Origin of the sequence: Ramlibacter sp., from assembly GCF_013697775.1 — a bacterium.
Taxonomy (GTDB): domain Bacteria; phylum Pseudomonadota; class Gammaproteobacteria; order Burkholderiales; family Burkholderiaceae_C; genus Ramlibacter.
The window spans coordinates 1-15423 of the sequence record NZ_JACCWG010000198.1 but is presented as its reverse complement, the minus strand read 5'-3'; the positions used below and the strand labels follow the sequence as shown (position 1 = coordinate 15423).

Sequence of the window (15423 nt, the reverse complement as noted above, 5' to 3'; positions counted from 1 at the left end):
CTTTCTGTCCCCGCTCGAGCGGCGCCCCCACGGTGTGCATGCAGGGCACGAATTCGCCGTCTTCGCCCAGCACCTCCAGCACCGGCCGCCCCATGCGCGTCATCAGTTTCATGTTGACGGCCACGTAGGGCGAGTCGCTGAGCTCGATGCCGATGTGTGCGATCGGCGAGCCGAGCGGGCCCATCGAGAAGGGCACCACGTACATCGTGCGCCCGCGCATGCACCCCTTAAAAAGGGCCGGCGTGCCATCGGCCCGGCCGGTCTGCAGCAAGGCGCGCATCTCGGCCGGCGCCATCCAGTTGTTGGTCGGGCCGGCATCGTCCTGCTGGTCGGAGCAGATGAAAGTGCGGTCCTCGACGCGGGCCACGTCGCTCGGATCGCTGCACGCAAGGAAACTGTTGGGACGCTTGGTCTCGTCGAGCTTGCGAAACGTGCCCGCCGCGACGAGTTGCGCGCATAGCCGGTCGTATTCCGCCTGCGAGCCGTCGCACCAGTGAATTGCCTGCGGCTCCGTCAACGCAGCCATCTCGGAAACCCAGGCGATCAGCCGTGCGTTCTTGACATAAGCCGGCGCATCGATGCGCAGACCTTGCATTGCGGGATGGTTCATCGCGGTTCCAGTAAGGGGTTGAGGGATCTCGCCAGTTCCCGTCGAATCAGACGCTGGCGGCATCCATCGCACGACTGACCGAGTTCATTAGGCACAGGCGTTCATAAAAGTGTAGAGATGTGACTAAGCCATGACAGCGGCCCTTCATGCGCTTTATGCATAGCGACATGCGCCGGGCTTTAGCAAGGCGACGCATGAGGACGGCCTACCCCTATAGCGCTCTTAATATGTGGCCATGTCCGCCGTCGATTTCGGTTCCTTGCAGCGTCGGCACCTGGCCGGCGTGCTGGCAGTCTGGGCGCTGCCCGCTTGGGCGCAGCGCCCCGCTTCCAAGCGTTTGCACGTCGCGGTGGAGGGCGCCCTGCTGAGCTCCGGGCTGGCCCATCACCTGCAGCAGGCGATCGGACGCGATACCGGCTTGGCGATCGAGTGGCGCCCCGGCCCGGGCGGTGCGCTGCTGCCCTTGCTGGAACGCGGCGAAGTCGACGCCGCGCTCACCCAGTCACCCGAACACGAACTGGCTTTGGAACGCCGCAACCTCTTGCACGACCGCCGGCCGGTGGCGCGCAGCGAAGTGGTGCTGGTCGGGCCGGCGCCGCGGCGGACGGGCCGCAAGCAGGTAGCCGACGGCGATCCGGCCGGGATCGCCGGGGGTCGCGATGCCTTGGCAGCGCTGCAGCGCGTCGCCCAGGCCGGGGCCAGCGGCACGGCTGGATTCGTCGCCCATGGCGAGCCGAGCGGCACGCGTGAAGTGGAACAGGCGCTGTGGAAAACGCTCGGCCCGCAGCCGCTCGGTCCCTGGCTCCGCACGGCCGCCGCAGGTCCCACCGCGGTGCTTGACCTCGCGCAGCAGACGCAGAGCTATGCGCTGATCGAGCGCGGCGTGTGGCAGGCGCGCGGGGCGAAATCAGGCTTGGCAATCATGGTCGCCGGCGATGCGCGCCTGGCGGCGACCTATCACATCATGCGATCCTTTCGCGTCAATCCGCCCGGCGGCAAGCTGCTGGTGAATTGGCTGGCCGGCCCTAGCGGGCAAGGCGCGGTGCGCAGTTTCGGCCGGGGCTACCGGCCGGCCGCCTGAGCGGGCCGCCGCGCGGCACCGCCCCTGGAGCCAGCCGCGATGAACACTGCCGCCACGAACGCATCGAGCGCCCCGCATGCGCCCACGGGCGCTGCGCCATGACGGCGGCGCCGCGCTTGCTCAGCGTGAACGTCGCCATGGCGCAGCCGTTGCGCATCGGCAGCCGCGAAGTGCTCAGCGGCATCCACAAGCGTGGCGTCGCCGGAGACGTCGAGGTCCGCCCGCTCGGCCTGGCCGGCGATGAACAGGCCGACCCCAGCCTGCACGGCGGCCTGGACAAGGCGGTGTACGCCTATCCCAGCGAGCACTACCGCGTCTGGCAGACCGTGCGTGCACAAGCCGGGCTGGCGACCTGGGACGCCGAACTGCCCGCCGGCTTCTTCGGCGAGAACTTGACACTCGAAGGCCTGCTCGAGAACCAGGTCTGGATCGGCGACGTGCTGAAGTTCGCGCACTGCGAACTGGCCGTGGCGGGTCCGCGCCAGCCTTGCTTCAAGTTCAATGCGGTGATGGGCCTCGGGCAAGCGAGCAAACTGATGGTGCAGTCGGGCTACTGCGGCTTCTATCTGGCCGTGCGCACACCCGGCACGATTGCTGCCGGCGAAGCTTTCGAGCTGGCACCCGGTCCGCGCGAGGTGGGCATCCCCGAGCTGTTCCGCTCGGTCAGGGCCAAGCACCGATGAGAGCACCGCCGCGTGCCTTCGCCGTCCCTTTGTCGCTGGCGCTTGCCGCGGTAGCCTGCGTCGCGCCACCGGCGCCCGGGGGCGCGGCCGAGCCGAGCGTGCGGGTGCCCGCCAGCACGGCAGGGCCTGGCGCCTTGCGCGCCGGCTGGCCTGCCGCCGAGGTGCTGCTGATCGGCGAGCAGCACGATGCGGCCGAGCACCAGCGCCTCGCCGCACAAGTGGTGGAGCGCCTAGCAACACAGGGCCGCCTCATCGCCGTCGTGCTCGAGATGGCCGAGCAGGGCCGCAGCACCGCGGCCCTGCGCCACGATGCGGACGAAGCACGGATGCGCGCCGCACTCGCCTGGGACGAGCGCGGCTGGCCCTGGGCCGCTTACGGGCCGATCGTGATGGCCGCCGTGCGCGCCGGGGTGCCGGTGATCGGCGCCAACCTGGCGCGCAGCTCGCTGCGCGAGGTCATGCGTGATGAGCGGCTCGACACCGAGGTGAACGACGCCCTGCGCGAGCGCCTGCTCACCGACGTGCGCGACGGGCATTGCGGCCTCCTGCCGGCGTCGCAGCTGCCGGGCATGACGCGGGTGCAGATCGGCCGCGACCGCGCGATGGCCACCGCACTGGCGGCGCAGGCGAAGTCAAGCGGTGTGGTGATGCTGGTGGCCGGCGCCAACCACGTCGACAAGACCCGGGGCGTGCCTGAGCACCTCCGCGCGCAGGCGCCCGGCTTGCGCGTGCATGCGCTGGGCCTGGCGGCCGGAAAGCCCGAGGGCGCCGCCGCCGCCGGCTTCGACGAGATCTGGGTCACGCCCGCGCTGCAGCGCCCCGATCCCTGCGAAGGGCTGGCCGAGCGCTTCGCGCCGGCGCGCTGAGCCCGCGCCTTCGTCTTCGGACCGCGCGCCACAACCCTCGCGGGGGCGGCTCGATGCCCGCGATGGCGAGCCCCTGCCATCGGCCGCCAGCGAGCGCCGCGGTCAGCCCTCGCGCCGACCGTCGTCCCTGCGGCGCCCACCGCTCCGAGCGCACGCGACAATCGCGCCATGCTTGCCTACCGACACGCCTTTCACGCGGGCAACCACGCCGACGTCCTCAAGCACACCGTGCTCGCACAGGTGCTGCGCCACATGGGGCAAAAGGACAAGCCTTACTGGCTGATCGACACCCATGCCGGCGCCGGCGGCTATTCGCTCGCAAGCCCCGAGGCGAAGAAAAAGGGTGAGTTCGAGCACGGCATCGCGCGGCTGATGGAGCGTGATGACCTGCCCGAAGCGGTGGCTGATTACGTGGCGCTGGTGCGCGCCTTCAACCCCGAAGGCGGGCTCGGCCGCTACCCGGGCTCGCCTGAGATCGCGCGCGCGCTGCTCCGCCCGCAGGACCGGCTGCGGCTGTTCGAGCTGCACCCGGCCGACGTGCGCATCCTTGCCTCGCACCAGTCGGCCGGGCCCAACACCGAGGTGCACCACGAGGACGGCTTCGAGGGCCTGAAGGCGCAATTGCCGCCGCCCTCGCGGCGCGCGGTGGTGCTGATGGACCCGTCCTACGAGCTCAAGGCCGATTACGGCCGGGTGGTGGCCGCCGTGCGCGAGGCGCTGCAGCGTTTCGCCGAATGCGTGGTGGTGGTCTGGTATCCGCAGATCAACCGGCTCGAATCGGCGCAACTGCCCAAGCGGCTGCAGTCGCTCGCTCAGGAGGTGAAGACGCGCAGTTGGCTGCACGCCCGGCTCACGGTGCAGCCGCTCGACCGGCTCGGCTTCGGGCTGGCCGGCAGCGGGGTGTTCGTGATCAACGCGCCTTGGACGCTGCACGCCGCGTTGAAGGACAGCCTGCCCTATCTGGCGAAGACGCTGGGGCAGTACGAGGGCGCCAGCCAGCTCCTGCAACACAAGGCGGTCTGAGCGCTGCGTCGAGCAGAAGATGCGGGCGCTTGCGCGACACTCGCGCGCAACCAAAGCCCCCTTGTGAGCCTTGCCCCTCCCCGCGCCGACCCCGCGCTCCACGAGCGTGCGAACCAGTTCTCGCTGCTCACCCAGCGCCGCTTCGCGCCCTTCTTCTGGACCCAGTTCCTGGGCGCCGGCAACGACAACCTGTTCAAGTTCGCCCTGACGGTGCTGGTGACCTACCAGCTGCAGCTCGCCTGGCTGCCGCCGGCACAGGCCGGCGTGGTGATCGGTGCACTCTTCATCCTGCCCTTCCTGCTGTTCTCGGCCACCTGCGGGCAGCTGGCCGACAAGTTCGAGAAGTCGCGCCTGATGCGCTTCACCACGAGCCTGGAGATCGCCATCATGGCTCTCGCCACGCTGGGCCTCCTGTGGCAGAACGTCCCGTTGCTCCTGGCCTGCATCTTCCTCATGGGGGTGCAAGCGACCCTGTTCGGCCCGGTCAAGTACGCCTACCTTCCGCAGCACCTGGGCGAGCGGGAGTTGACGGGGGGCAACGGCATGGTGGAGATGGGCACCTTCGTCGCCATCCTGCTGGGCAACGTGGCGGGCGGGCTGCTGGTCGCGCTGCCCGACGTCGGGCCGACTTACGTCGGCTGGAGCTGCATCGCGCTGGCGCTGGTGGGGCGCGCGGTGTCGCAGGCAATTCCTCCGACGCCGGCCACCGATGCCGCGCTGAAGATCAACTGGAATCCGTTCACCGAAACCTGGCGCAACCTGAAGCTGGCGCATGGCAACCTGGTGGTGTTCCGCTCGCTGCTGGGCATCAGCTGGATGTGGTTCTTCGGCGCCGTGTTCCTCAGCCAGTTTCCCAGCTTCGCCAAGGAGGTGCTGCACGGCGACGAGCAGGTGGCATCGCTGCTGCTGGTGGTGTTCTCGATCGGCATCGGCACCGGCTCGCTGCTGTGCGAGGTGCTGTCGCGCCGGCACGTGGAAATCGGCCTGGTGCCGCTGGGCGCCATCGGCATGAGCGTGTTCGCGGTGGACCTGTACTTCGCCTCGCGCGGGCTGCCGCCCTCGGCCGTGATGACGCTGGGGCAGTTCGCGTCGGTGCCGGCCCACTGGCGCGCCATGGCCGACCTGGCGCTGCTGTCACTGTTCGCGGGCCTGTACAGCGTGCCGATGTACGCGCTGATCCAGCTGCGCGCGCAGCCCACGCACCGCGCCCGCGTGATCGCGGCCAACAACATCCTGAACGCGCTGTTCATGATCGCCAGCTCGGTGCTCGCCGGCCTGCTGTTGAAGTCGGGCGCCACCGTGCCGCAGATCTTCCTGCTGACCGGCCTGGCCAACGCGGTGGTGGCGTTCTACATCTTCCTGCTGGTGCCGGATACCTGCTGCGTTTTTTCGCCTGGGTGCTGACGCGCGTTGTCTACCGCTTCGAGGTGACGGGCGAGGCGCACATCCCGGTGCAGGGCCCAGCGGTGCTGGCCTGCAACCACGTGAGCTTCGTCGACGCGGTGCTGCTGATGGCGGCCAGCCCGCGGCCGATCTACTTTTTGATGGACCACCGCATCTTCCGCATCCCGGTGCTGGGCCGGCTGTTCCGCCTCGCCAAGGCGATCCCGATCGCGCCGCGCGGCGAGGACCCGGCCGCCTACGAAGCGGCCTTCGCGGCCGCCGCCAACGTGCTGCGTGCGGGCGACCTGCTGGCGATCTTTCCCGAAGGCTCCATCACCAGCGACGGCAGCCTGCAGCCGTTCAAAGGCGGCATCGTGAAGGTGCTGGATTCGGCACGCGCGAACGGGCTGGAGGTTCCGGTAGTGCCGATGGCACTGGTGGATCTGTGGGGCTCGTTCTTCAGCCGCGTGGAGCGGGGCCGCGCGATGGTGCGGCCGTTCCGCCGCGGCCTGTTCAACCGGGTGGGGCTGCGCGTGGGTAAGCCGATGCCCGGGGCGCAAGTCAGCCCGGAAGCGCTGCGCGAAAGGGTCGCGGCGCTGCTGGTGGTGCACTGATGCACGCTCGGCACCTTCGTCGCCGCCGCGCTGGTCGCGCGCGGTGCGTATGGCCGCGAGCGGCTCAGCAAGGTGCTGCGCTGGACGCCCGTGGGCGGCGGTATCCGCCACCATTGAGCGCGGCCGCGTCAGGCGGACTCGATGTGGAACACCTGGCGCAGGTACGAGAGAAAGGTCTCGTCGTCGCAGATCGTCTTGCCCGGTGAGTCCGACAACTTCGCCACCGGCTGGCCGTTGGCGGCGGTGAGCTTCATCACGATGTTCAGCGGCGTGAGGCCCATGTCGTTGGTCAGGTTGGTGCCGATGCCGAAACCCATCTGGATGCGGTCGGAGAAAGTCCCGTGGATGCCGAGCGCCTTCGGGATGTCCAGCGCATCGGAGAACACCAGCCGCTTGGTGTGCGAATCGATGCGCAGCCGCTGGTAGTGCGCCAGCGCCTTCTCGCCCCAGGCGATGGGGTCGCCCGAGTCGTGCCGCAGGCCTTCGAACAGCTTGGCGAAGTACAGGTCGAAGTCGGCCAGGAACGCATCCATGCCGACCACGTCGGTCAGCGCGATGCCCAGGTCGCCGCGGTATTCCTGCACCCAGCTCTCCAGCGCGGCGCGCTGGAATTCGCGCAGCTGCACGCCCACCGCCTGGTAGGTCTGCAGGTATTCGTGCGCCATGGTGCCGATGGGCACCAGCCCCAGGTCCCTGGCCAGCAGCACGTTGGAGGTGCCCTTGAAGAACCGCGGCGCGCCGTCGCGCAACGCGGCCACCACCTCGCGCTGCCACGCGCCCGAGAAGCGCCGGCGCACGCCGAAGTCGAAGAACTCGAACGGGTGCGCGCGCGGCGGCAGCGCGGCGAAGTCGTGCAGGACTTCCAGCTTGGCCGCGAGCCGGCGCCGGCCTTCGGCGATGGCCCCGGCCTGGTCAAAGCGGCGGAAGTAGAGCTCGTTGACGATGGACAGCACGAACACCTCGAAGGCCGTCACGTGCACCTGCGGCCCGGCGGCGCGGATGTGCAGCCGCCCGGCGGCATCGGCCGTGGCATGGATGAATTCGCGCTGGAACTGGAAGATGCGCAGGAAGTCGACGAAGTCGCTCTTGATGAAGCGCAGGCTGGCCAGGTAGGCCAGCTCGCCGCGCGTGAAGCGCAGGCTGCACAGGTGGTCGAGCTGCGCGTTGACATCGTCCAGCAGCCCGGCCAGCGGATGCTCCGGCATGTTGCGGCACACAAAGGTGTATTCGGCCTGCGTGGCCGGATGCCGGTGCAGCATCGCCTGCCACATGGTGAACTTGTAGAGGTCGGTGTCGAGCAGGCTGCGGATGATGGGCTGCATACGGCCAGGATAGCGCCGGCGCATTCCCTGGTGTCGCCGAGCGCTGTCGAGCCACACGCACCCGCGCGGCGATGCTATCTTGGTGTATCTCGCGGAAGTGGCGCGGCTGTCGCCGCCGGGCATGGCCAGCGCGGCCACCGGCGGCGCGCTGGCCGTGACCTTCCTTGGCGTGGTGCTGGGGCCCGTGCTGTTCGCAGCGCTGTCAGGCGCTACCGGCAGCTACCGCGCGGGCTATGCCGCGCTGGTACTGCCGGCGCTGCTGTGCTGCGCCGGGCTGCTGCTGCGCCGCGGCGTCCGGCCCGCTTAGGGCCGGCGCGCGTCCGGCCTCAACGCTGGAACAGCGTCAAGTGGGTTTCGCTGGTGGAGCCGGCCTTGGTGGAGACCAGCGTCACTTCGTAGCGCGATCCCGGCAAGGGAAAGCGCGGCGTGAAGCTGAACGAGAAGTTGCCGTTGGCATCGGCCTGCAGCGTCTGCGCGTACAGCTGTTGCGCGACGCTGAAGCCGCCGGGCACCTGCGCGCTTCCGTCCACCTTGGCCTGGATGGTGGCGAATGGCGCGGTGTGGCCCTGCACCATGGTGCTTCCGCTCTGGACCACGCCGTTGTTGCTGTGGTTCACGATCTGCAGCGGCAGCGCCACGGGGGCTTGCAGCACCAGGGGCGTGCCCAGATTGGCGGTCGCCACGCGGTCGCCGATGCGCACCGTGGCCACGATGGGACGCGAGGGCGCGATGTTGTCCGCGCGCCGCAGCGTGTAGCCGCCCTCGTAATGGCCGGGGCGCAGTTCGCGCAGCGCCACGTCGTCGGCCACACCGGGCAGGTCGATGAGCACCGTCGCGCCGGGCGGGCCTTCGAGCACGAAGCGCAACTCCGCACCCGGCTCCAGCCGCTCGATCGGCGTGACGCCGAAGCGCTCGATGCGCAGCGCCGGCTGGGCCATGGCAGGCGGCGGGGGCGGCGGCGGAAGGTTTGCCACCGGCGGCCGCGTGGCCATGACTTCGGCCAGCGTGTAGTCGGCGGCAGCCGTGCGGTTGCCCAGCCGCAGCGCCACGCGGACTTCACGGTCGTCCTGCACGGCGTCGGTGCGCTTGAGGGTGTAGCGGCCGGTGTAGACGCCGGGCGAGACTTCGCGCAGCGGAATGCGTTCCCGGATGCCCTGGATGCGCACGGAGGCCTGGCCGCGCGGGGTGGCGACGGCGCGCAGGTTCAGGCGCGTTCCGGGGCCAAGGTCGCCGTCGGAGCGCACTTCGAACGAGCGGACCTCCGCGGCAGGCTGCGCCAACGCGGTGGCGGGCAGCGCGGCAACGGTGAAGACAGCGGGCAGCGCCAGCATTAGTGCCGCAATGGGGCTGCGCAGGCCCGCGGTGGAAAAGGTGGTGGATTGCATAGGCATGGATGGATTATGAAATCAGTAGGCCGCGACGTATTCGACGGCGCCGGTGTCGCCATCCAGAATCATGTCGTAGGGGTACCAGTAGATGTACTCGTCGCCGTAGTCGTCGTAGTACGCATAGCCGATGTACGTGGTGCCCAGGTACTGGTCCTGCACCCGCATGTACCCCACGGTCTGGATGCCCCCGGTCCCGGCCTGGGCCATCTTGCGCTTGGTCTTGTATTTCTTGACCGCAACGTCGCCCTTCTTGTCGTGCTTGACCCGCATGCCGGCGATCTTTCCGTCCTTCACGTCCAGCGACACGGTGTGCGGGCCCTTCTTTTCCAGGACGTGGTTGCCGTTGGACTTGATCTTGTCGCCCAGGAGCTTGGCCCCGTTCTGGTGGTGCGGCTTGCCTTTGGCGGCAGCGGCCCCGAGCAGGCCGAACAGGCCGGAAAGTGCGATGCCGCTGGTGAACAGGCGCCGGGTAGGGTTCATGGGGAAGTCTCCTTGATTGATTTGCACGTGCACGCTGCAAAGGCAATGTGCTGCTGAGTGGATCGTGGGGCCTCCCACCGCTGGGTTGGTGTAGGACGGCGGCGACGAATGGGAAAGGATTCCACGCACAAGACCGATGCGGTCCTGCGTTCAGCCGCCGCCCGCCCGGTTGTCGGTGATGGCACCGTGGTCGCCCGAGGCCATGGCATTGTCGGAGAAGATCATGTCCGCCTCGTCGACATCGGCAACGTCCTCCACCGTGCCGCGCGGGAACGGGCCGATGATGACGTCGGCGGCGGTCTCCTCGCCCGGCACCTTCACTTCCACGTGCGCGTTCTTCAACCCGCGCAGCGGCATCTCGGTGGAACGCGCGCTGCCCCGCGGCGCATTGGCCAGCGCCTGCAGCACGGCCTCGCGGAAGTCCTCGATGTCGAACGGATCGCTGTCCTTCCCGCGCTTGGCCAGCAGGCCGAACCGGTCCAGCATATTGGCCACGTCGCCCGCATGCGGCGCACGGTGGCCGGTGAGTTCGATCAGCACGTACTGGCCGTCATCTTCGTCGATCGGGTAGGCATTGCGGATCGGCGAGTCGCCCTCGGCGAACTGCGCCGTCGCGTCCATCGGCGCGTGCGCCGGGCCGAACATGGCCTGCAGCAGCTTGCGCTGGGCCGCCATGCGCGGCCTGGCATGGATGCCCTGGATCGCCCGGGCCTGGGCTGGCGGCGCGATGCCCGCGGCCGCGCCTCCTCTCTGCGCCCGCGCCGCAGACGCTGGCGCCCAGGCGGCTGCCTGCGAGAGCTGGGCCGGCTCGGCGGAAACCGCCGAGGCCTTGGAAGTGATGTCCTGCGAGGGCAATGGAAGACCGGCTGGAGTGCGCCTAGCTTCGCAGGATAGCGGCCGGGGCCTGCCGCGCCATCGGCAGATTGCTGATTCGGCGTGGCGATTTTGCTGAGACGGCTGGTGTCCCGATCGTTGGGACGCGCAGCCTGGTCTAGCGCTGCGCCGGCCGGTGGATTGCGATGCCGGCGGCCACCAGCAGCACGCCGCCGGCTTCGATCATCGACAGGCGCTGGCCCAGCACCAGGTAGCCAATCAGCGTGGCCATCGCCGGCAGGATGGCCAGCATCAGCGCGAACGAGGCCTGCGGCAGCCGCCGCATGGCCAGCTGGTCGCAGATGTAGGGCACCACCGACGACGACACGGCAACGCCCGCCGCCGCCAGCAGCAGCATCGGGTTTTGGAACGCCGGCAACGCGTCGCCGATGCCCAGCGGCAGCGCGAACACCGTGGCCACCGCCATCGCCGCGGCGAGCCGGTCGATCGGCTGGTGTCGCTGGCCGACGACGCGACCCGGTGGCCGATGGCGACATAGGCCGCGAACAGCGCCGCATTGGCAAAGCCGAACACGAAGCCCAGCGGCTCGCCGCCCAGCCGCAGCTGCACCAGGCACGCCAGACCCGCCACCGTGACGGCCAGCGCCAGCCAGTTCCTGCGGCTGCGCATGCCGAAGGCGGCAAGCAGGATCGGGCCGACGAACTCCATGGCGCCCACGGTCGCCAGCGGCAGCCTGGCAATGGCGAGATAGAACACCGAGTTCATCGCCGCGAGGATCAGCCCCAGCACCACCACCAGCCGGCGGTCGCGCGTGCCCAGCCGCGCGAACACCTGCCACGGCCGCTTCCACAGTCCGAAGATCACCCCCGCGATGGCGATGCGCAGCCACGCCACGCCCAGCGGCGCGATGCTGGCGAACAGCAGGACGGCGAACGAGGGACCGAGGTAGTGGAAGACCGCGCTGCCGACGAAATACGCGTGCGGCGGCACGCGGTCGGCAAGGGCGGGCGGGTGTTGCGCTTGAAGTTGCATGCGGTATTCTGGATAGCGCCCAAGGCGTCGTATATGGGCATTCGGAGGGCAAATGCCGCATCCGGCTTCCGATTCCGAAGGAAATGGCATGACTTCTTTTCCGGTGCACGAATTGCTGCGCGACGCGCGCAACACCGAGCTGCTGCGCCACTTGCAGGCCGACCCGCGCGCCTCGGTGGCCGACCTCGCGCGCGCCATCGGCGTGTCCGCGCCGACGGTGCGCGAGCGCATTGCGCGGCTGGAGGAGGCCGGCGTCATCAAGGGCTACCGCGTCGAGCTGGACGCGACGGCGCTGGGCTGGCCGCTGACGGCGTTCGTGCGCATCCGCCCGGTTCCGGGCCAGCTGAAGAAGATCGCCGAGCTGGCCGGCGCCATGCCGCAGGTGGCCGAGTGCCACCGCGTGACCGGCGACGACTGCTTCATCCTGAAGGTGCACCTGGCCAGCATCGCCAGCCTGGACCAGATTCTGGATCGCTTCCTGCCGTTCGGCCAGACCACCACCTCGCTGGTGCAGTCCACGCCGGTGGCCGCGCGGCCGCCGCCGCTGGCGTAGCCCTTATGCGGCCGCCGGCAGGCAGCGCCGCACCAGCGCAGCCCAGTAGCTCACGCCGATGCCGATGATGTCGTCGTTGAAGTCGTAGCGGTTGCTGTGCAGCAGGCAGCCGCCGTCGCCGGGGCCGTTGCCGATCCACACATAGCAGCCCTGCTTGGCGCTCAGCATGTGGGCAAAGTCCTCGCAGCCCATGCTGGGCGGCAGGTCGGTCTTCACGTTTGCCTGGCCCACCACGTCGGCCGCGGCCAGCGCGGCGATGCGTGCCGGCTCCGGGCTGTTGACCACGGCCGGGCACTTGCGGTCGTACGTGAATGCCGCCTTCAGCGCGTGCGCGGCGCACAGCCCGTCGATCAGGCGCCGCATGCGCTCTTCCACCACCTGGCTCATGGCGGGATTGAAGTAGCGGCAGGTGCCCTGGAGCACGGCGCGCGGCTGCACCACGTTGAGGTTGTTGCCGGCATGCACCTGCGTGACGCTCAGCACCACCGATCCGCCGGGATCGACGGCGCGGCTCACCACCGTCTGCAAGGCGGTGATCAGCTCGCCCGCCGCCACGATCGGGTCGTCGCCCAGGTGCGGCATGGCGGCGTGCGCGCCAGTGCCCGACAGCTCGATCTCGAACAGGTCGACGGCGGCCATCGCCGCGCCGGTGTGCACGCCGAAGGTGCCGACGTCCACGCCCGGCCAGTTGTGCATGCCGTACACCGCTTCCACCGGAAAGCGCTCGAACAGCCCTTCGTCGACCATCACGCGGCCGCCGCCCTCGTTCTCCTCGGCGGGCTGGAACACCAGGTGCACCGTGCCGTCGAAGTTCGGGTTCTGCGACAGGTAGCGCGCGGCGCCCAGCAACATGGTGGTGTGGCCGTCGTGACCGCAGGCGTGCATCACGCCCGCATGCTGCGAAGCGTGCGGCTTGCCGCTGCGCTCGACGATCGGCAGCGCGTCCATGTCGCAACGCAGCGCGATGGCGCGCTTGGAGCTGCCGGCCGAGATGCTGGCCACGATGCCGGTCTTTGCGATGCCGCGCTCGAAGCGGATGCCCCATTCGGCCAGCCGGGCCGCGACGATGTCCGACGTGCGGGTCTCCTTGAACGCCATTTCCGGATGGGCGTGGATGTCCTGGCGCACGCCGACCAGGTCGCTGATCAGGGAGGCGGGAATGTCGATGGCTTGCATGGCGCGGGGTCCTTCCATAGGATGTGTCGGGAACGTGTCGGTGATGGGCCTGAAGGTACCGTCCGGCCCCCGCGGGGGTCTTGTAAAAACGTTGCGGGCGCGGGTCCGCGAAAGGCGGTTGTGCGAGCGAAGGTCAGATACTGGTTGGCGCCGGGCCTGCGATCGGTCGAGCTGAGCGCGGCCGACTACGGCGCGCAGCGCTTCTCGCAGCACTGGCACACCGGCTTCGCCGTGGGCGTGGCGACACGCCATGCGCAAGGATTTCACGCCAACGGCCGCGAATGGACGGTCGGCGCGGGCGACCTGATCGTGCTCAATCCGGGGCAGATGCACAACGGCTATGCGCTTCACCCCGAAGGCTGGTCCTCGCGCATGGCCTACATCCCCGAAAACGCCTTCGCCGTCCTGGCAGGCGCGCACCTGCCGGGCTTCGCGCTGCGCTTTACCGACCCGGTCGTCGCGTCTCCCGCGCTGGCGCAGGATTTCCTGGCGTGGCACTGCCTGTCCGAATCGGCGGCCGACGTGCACGGGCATGCGCTCACGCAGCAGCTGTTCGCGGGGCTCGCGGCACTGATGCAGCCGGTTGCCATGGACGCGGTGCCGGAGAGCGCGGCGCCCGCGTCCGGCCTGCGCGAGCGCCTGCGGGCACAGGCCGGGCAGGGCGACGCATCCGTCGCCAGCTTGCATGCCGGGCTGCACCTGTCGCGCTCCGGATCGTGGCGACGCGTGAAAACCGAGCTGGGCGTGGCGCCCAAGCCGCTGCTCAAGCAGTTGCGGCTGATGTCGGCCAAGCAATTGTTGGCGCAGGGCTGCCCCGTGATCGAGGCCGCGCTGGACTGCGGCTTTCACGACCAGAGCCACTTCTCCAACCAGTTCGCCGCCGCCTACGGCTTCACGCCGGCGCAGTTCCGCCGCGCGCAGATGTCCTGAACGCGCTGTCGTCCTGCGCGCGGTGTCGGCAATCCGGACGGCGTGCCACCGGGAGGAGGGCGGCTACGATGGCCGCATCACCCCCAAACCAGCGCATGCATAACCGAGACCACCTGCTCCACGTGCTCGCCGAAGCCGCGGAGCTCGAGCACAACATTCTCTGCACGTACCTGTACGCTGCGTTCAGCCTCAAGCGCGAGCAAAGCGAGGGGCTAACTGCCGCGGAACTCGCCAAGGTGGACAGCTGGCGCAAGGCGCTCCTGTCCATCTGCGTCGAGGAGATGATGCATCTGGCGCAGGTCGCCAACCTGATGGTCGCGGTCGGTGCCCGGCCGCATTTCAACCGGCCGAATTTCCCGGTCGGCAAGGGCTACCACCCGGCCGCGATCGAGCTCGCACTCGCTCCCTTCGACCTGGACACCCTCGAACACTTCATCTTCCTGGAGCGGCCGGAGCGCGCACCGGAGCACGACGCCAAGCCCCTGGGCGTCGAGGAAGGACCAGAGCGGCCCGCGCCTTCGTCGCGCGCGCTCATGCCCTCGTCTCCGGACTACGAAACCATCGGCGAGTTCTACGCCTACATCCGCCAGGGCATCGTCGACCTTAGCGCAGCCATGGGCGAGCAGGTCATGTTCTGCGGCCCGGCCGACTACCAGATGCGCGGCGAGGAACTGAAGTCTGCCGACCTGCTCGTTGTCCGGGACCTGGCGAGCGCCACCGCGGCCATCGACCTGATCGTCGTGCAGGGAGAAGGCTCGCCGGGCCACGGCGAGCAATCGCATTACCGGAGGCTGTCGGAGATCAAGCAGGAATATCTTCAGCTGCAGCGCGAGCGCGCGGAGTTCCTGCCGCACAGGCCGGTGGCACGCAACCCAGTGATGCGGGCGCCGCATGCGCGCGATCGCGTTCCGGTCACGGCGGCCGGAGCGCGGCAGCTGCTGGACGCCGCCAACGGCGCCTACGCGGCGATGCTGGCCACGCTTGGCGCGGTGTTCGACACCGGCCGCACGCAGGAGCGCGCCGTGCTGATCGAAGGTTCCCTGGCTCTCATGCACACGCTGGGCGCCTTGTCGGACCGGCTCACCAGGCTGCCCGCGTCACAGCAGGACGCGTCGGTCAATGCAGGCGTCACCTTCACGATGGCCCGCAGCACCGAAGGCGCATGTCCGGGCGCGGATGGCCTGGCCCTGGCCGGTGAACGTTTGGGCAACGTGCTCTCGCACCTGCAGGCTCTGGAAAAAACGGCCGACAGCACGCCGGAACTGACGGGCGAGCTGGCGAGCGCCGTCAGCAAGCTCGAGGCCGTGCGGCGCACCACGACTGCCTAGTGTAGTGCGCGCGAATTAGTTGAACTTTCGCTCGAAGGCATACTCCGATGGCCAAGGGGGTGTGATGCCATGCGGGTCGCCAAGTCGATTGAGCTGGATGGGCAGACGCAGCAGGAGCTT

General features: G+C 69.2%; 14 protein-coding genes and 2 pseudogenes. 9 read left to right on the top strand and 7 right to left on the bottom strand.

Annotated features, from left to right (window positions below; genetic code table 11):
• Window positions 1-610: pseudogene (locus tag H0U68_RS09790) on the bottom strand (phosphoenolpyruvate carboxykinase); the annotation flags it as partial.
• A gap of 235 nt (window positions 611-845) precedes the next feature.
• Between H0U68_RS09790 and H0U68_RS09785 the strand changes: the two are divergent.
• The 5 genes and pseudogenes from H0U68_RS09785 (at window position 846) to H0U68_RS09765 (ending at window position 6260) form a co-directional block, all read left to right on the top strand.
• Window positions 846-1691 carry a substrate-binding domain-containing protein gene (locus tag H0U68_RS09785; protein ID WP_292441974.1) on the top strand — a complete coding sequence of 282 codons (846 nt, stop codon included), beginning with the start codon at window positions 846-848 and terminating at the stop codon, window positions 1689-1691.
• 98 nt (window positions 1692-1789) lie between these two features.
• Window positions 1790-2374 (top strand): MOSC domain-containing protein, encoded by a 585-nt coding sequence (locus H0U68_RS09780; protein ID WP_292441972.1) that lies wholly within the window; start codon window positions 1790-1792, stop codon window positions 2372-2374.
• Window positions 2371-3240, top strand: a complete 870-nt coding sequence (locus tag H0U68_RS09775) for a ChaN family lipoprotein (RefSeq protein WP_292441970.1) — start codon at window positions 2371-2373, stop codon at window positions 3238-3240. The genes H0U68_RS09780 and H0U68_RS09775 overlap by 4 nt, the downstream gene beginning before the upstream one ends.
• 168 nt (window positions 3241-3408) lie before the next feature.
• Window positions 3409-4263: a 23S rRNA (adenine(2030)-N(6))-methyltransferase RlmJ gene (gene rlmJ / locus H0U68_RS09770; protein ID WP_292441968.1), complete on the top strand. Its 855-nt coding sequence runs from the start codon at window positions 3409-3411 to the stop codon at window positions 4261-4263.
• Window positions 4264-4326: 63 nt separating this feature from the next.
• Window positions 4327-6260, top strand: a pseudogene (locus tag H0U68_RS09765) (MFS transporter).
• Window positions 6261-6388: 128 nt separating this feature from the next.
• Here the strand turns inward: H0U68_RS09765 and pncB are convergent.
• Window positions 6389-7582, bottom strand: coding sequence for a nicotinate phosphoribosyltransferase (pncB, locus tag H0U68_RS09760; RefSeq protein ID WP_296355036.1), 1194 nt, complete (start codon window positions 7580-7582; stop codon window positions 6389-6391).
• Window positions 7583-7661: 79 nt separating this feature from the next.
• Between pncB and H0U68_RS09755 the strand changes: the two genes are divergently transcribed.
• Window positions 7662-7889, top strand: coding sequence for a hypothetical protein (locus tag H0U68_RS09755; RefSeq protein WP_296355035.1), 228 nt, complete (start codon window positions 7662-7664; stop codon window positions 7887-7889).
• A gap of 19 nt (window positions 7890-7908) precedes the next feature.
• Here the strand turns inward: H0U68_RS09755 and H0U68_RS09750 are convergent, their stop codons facing one another.
• From H0U68_RS09750 to H0U68_RS09735, 4 genes are all read right to left on the bottom strand, one after another.
• On the bottom strand, window positions 7909-8973 hold the full coding sequence (locus tag H0U68_RS09750; RefSeq protein WP_296355033.1) for a hypothetical protein: 1065 nt from the start codon (window positions 8971-8973) through the stop codon (window positions 7909-7911).
• 15 nt (window positions 8974-8988) lie between these two features.
• Window positions 8989-9450, bottom strand: coding sequence for a hypothetical protein (locus H0U68_RS09745; RefSeq protein WP_296355031.1), 462 nt, complete (start codon window positions 9448-9450; stop codon window positions 8989-8991).
• A gap of 150 nt (window positions 9451-9600) precedes the next feature.
• On the bottom strand, window positions 9601-10305 hold the full coding sequence (locus H0U68_RS09740) for a hypothetical protein (protein ID WP_296355029.1): 705 nt from the start codon (window positions 10303-10305) through the stop codon (window positions 9601-9603).
• A gap of 136 nt (window positions 10306-10441) precedes the next feature.
• The gene (locus tag H0U68_RS09735; protein WP_296355027.1) at window positions 10442-10750 is read right to left on the bottom strand and encodes an EamA family transporter; all 309 of its coding nucleotides are present in this window, start codon (window positions 10748-10750) and stop codon (window positions 10442-10444) included.
• Between the two features lie 654 nt (window positions 10751-11404).
• Here H0U68_RS09735 and H0U68_RS09730 point away from each other — a divergent pair.
• Complete coding sequence (locus H0U68_RS09730) at window positions 11405-11869, top strand: Lrp/AsnC family transcriptional regulator (protein WP_296355025.1); 465 nt, start codon at window positions 11405-11407, stop codon at window positions 11867-11869.
• A gap of 3 nt (window positions 11870-11872) precedes the next feature.
• Here H0U68_RS09730 and H0U68_RS09725 read toward each other — a convergent pair whose 3' ends face one another.
• Window positions 11873-13045 carry a M20 aminoacylase family protein gene (locus tag H0U68_RS09725; RefSeq protein ID WP_296355024.1) on the bottom strand — a complete coding sequence of 391 codons (1173 nt, stop codon included), beginning with the start codon at window positions 13043-13045 and terminating at the stop codon, window positions 11873-11875.
• Window positions 13046-13189: 144 nt separating this feature from the next.
• Between H0U68_RS09725 and H0U68_RS09720 the strand changes: the two genes are divergently transcribed.
• A complete protein-coding gene (locus H0U68_RS09720) occupies window positions 13190-13975 on the top strand; it encodes an AraC family transcriptional regulator (protein ID WP_296355022.1) in 786 nt (261 codons plus the stop codon).
• A 122-nt stretch (window positions 13976-14097) separates the two neighbouring features.
• Window positions 14098-15303 (top strand): ferritin-like protein, encoded by a 1206-nt coding sequence (locus H0U68_RS09715; RefSeq protein WP_296355020.1) that lies wholly within the window; start codon window positions 14098-14100, stop codon window positions 15301-15303.
• The last annotated feature ends 120 nt before the right edge of the window (window positions 15304-15423 follow it).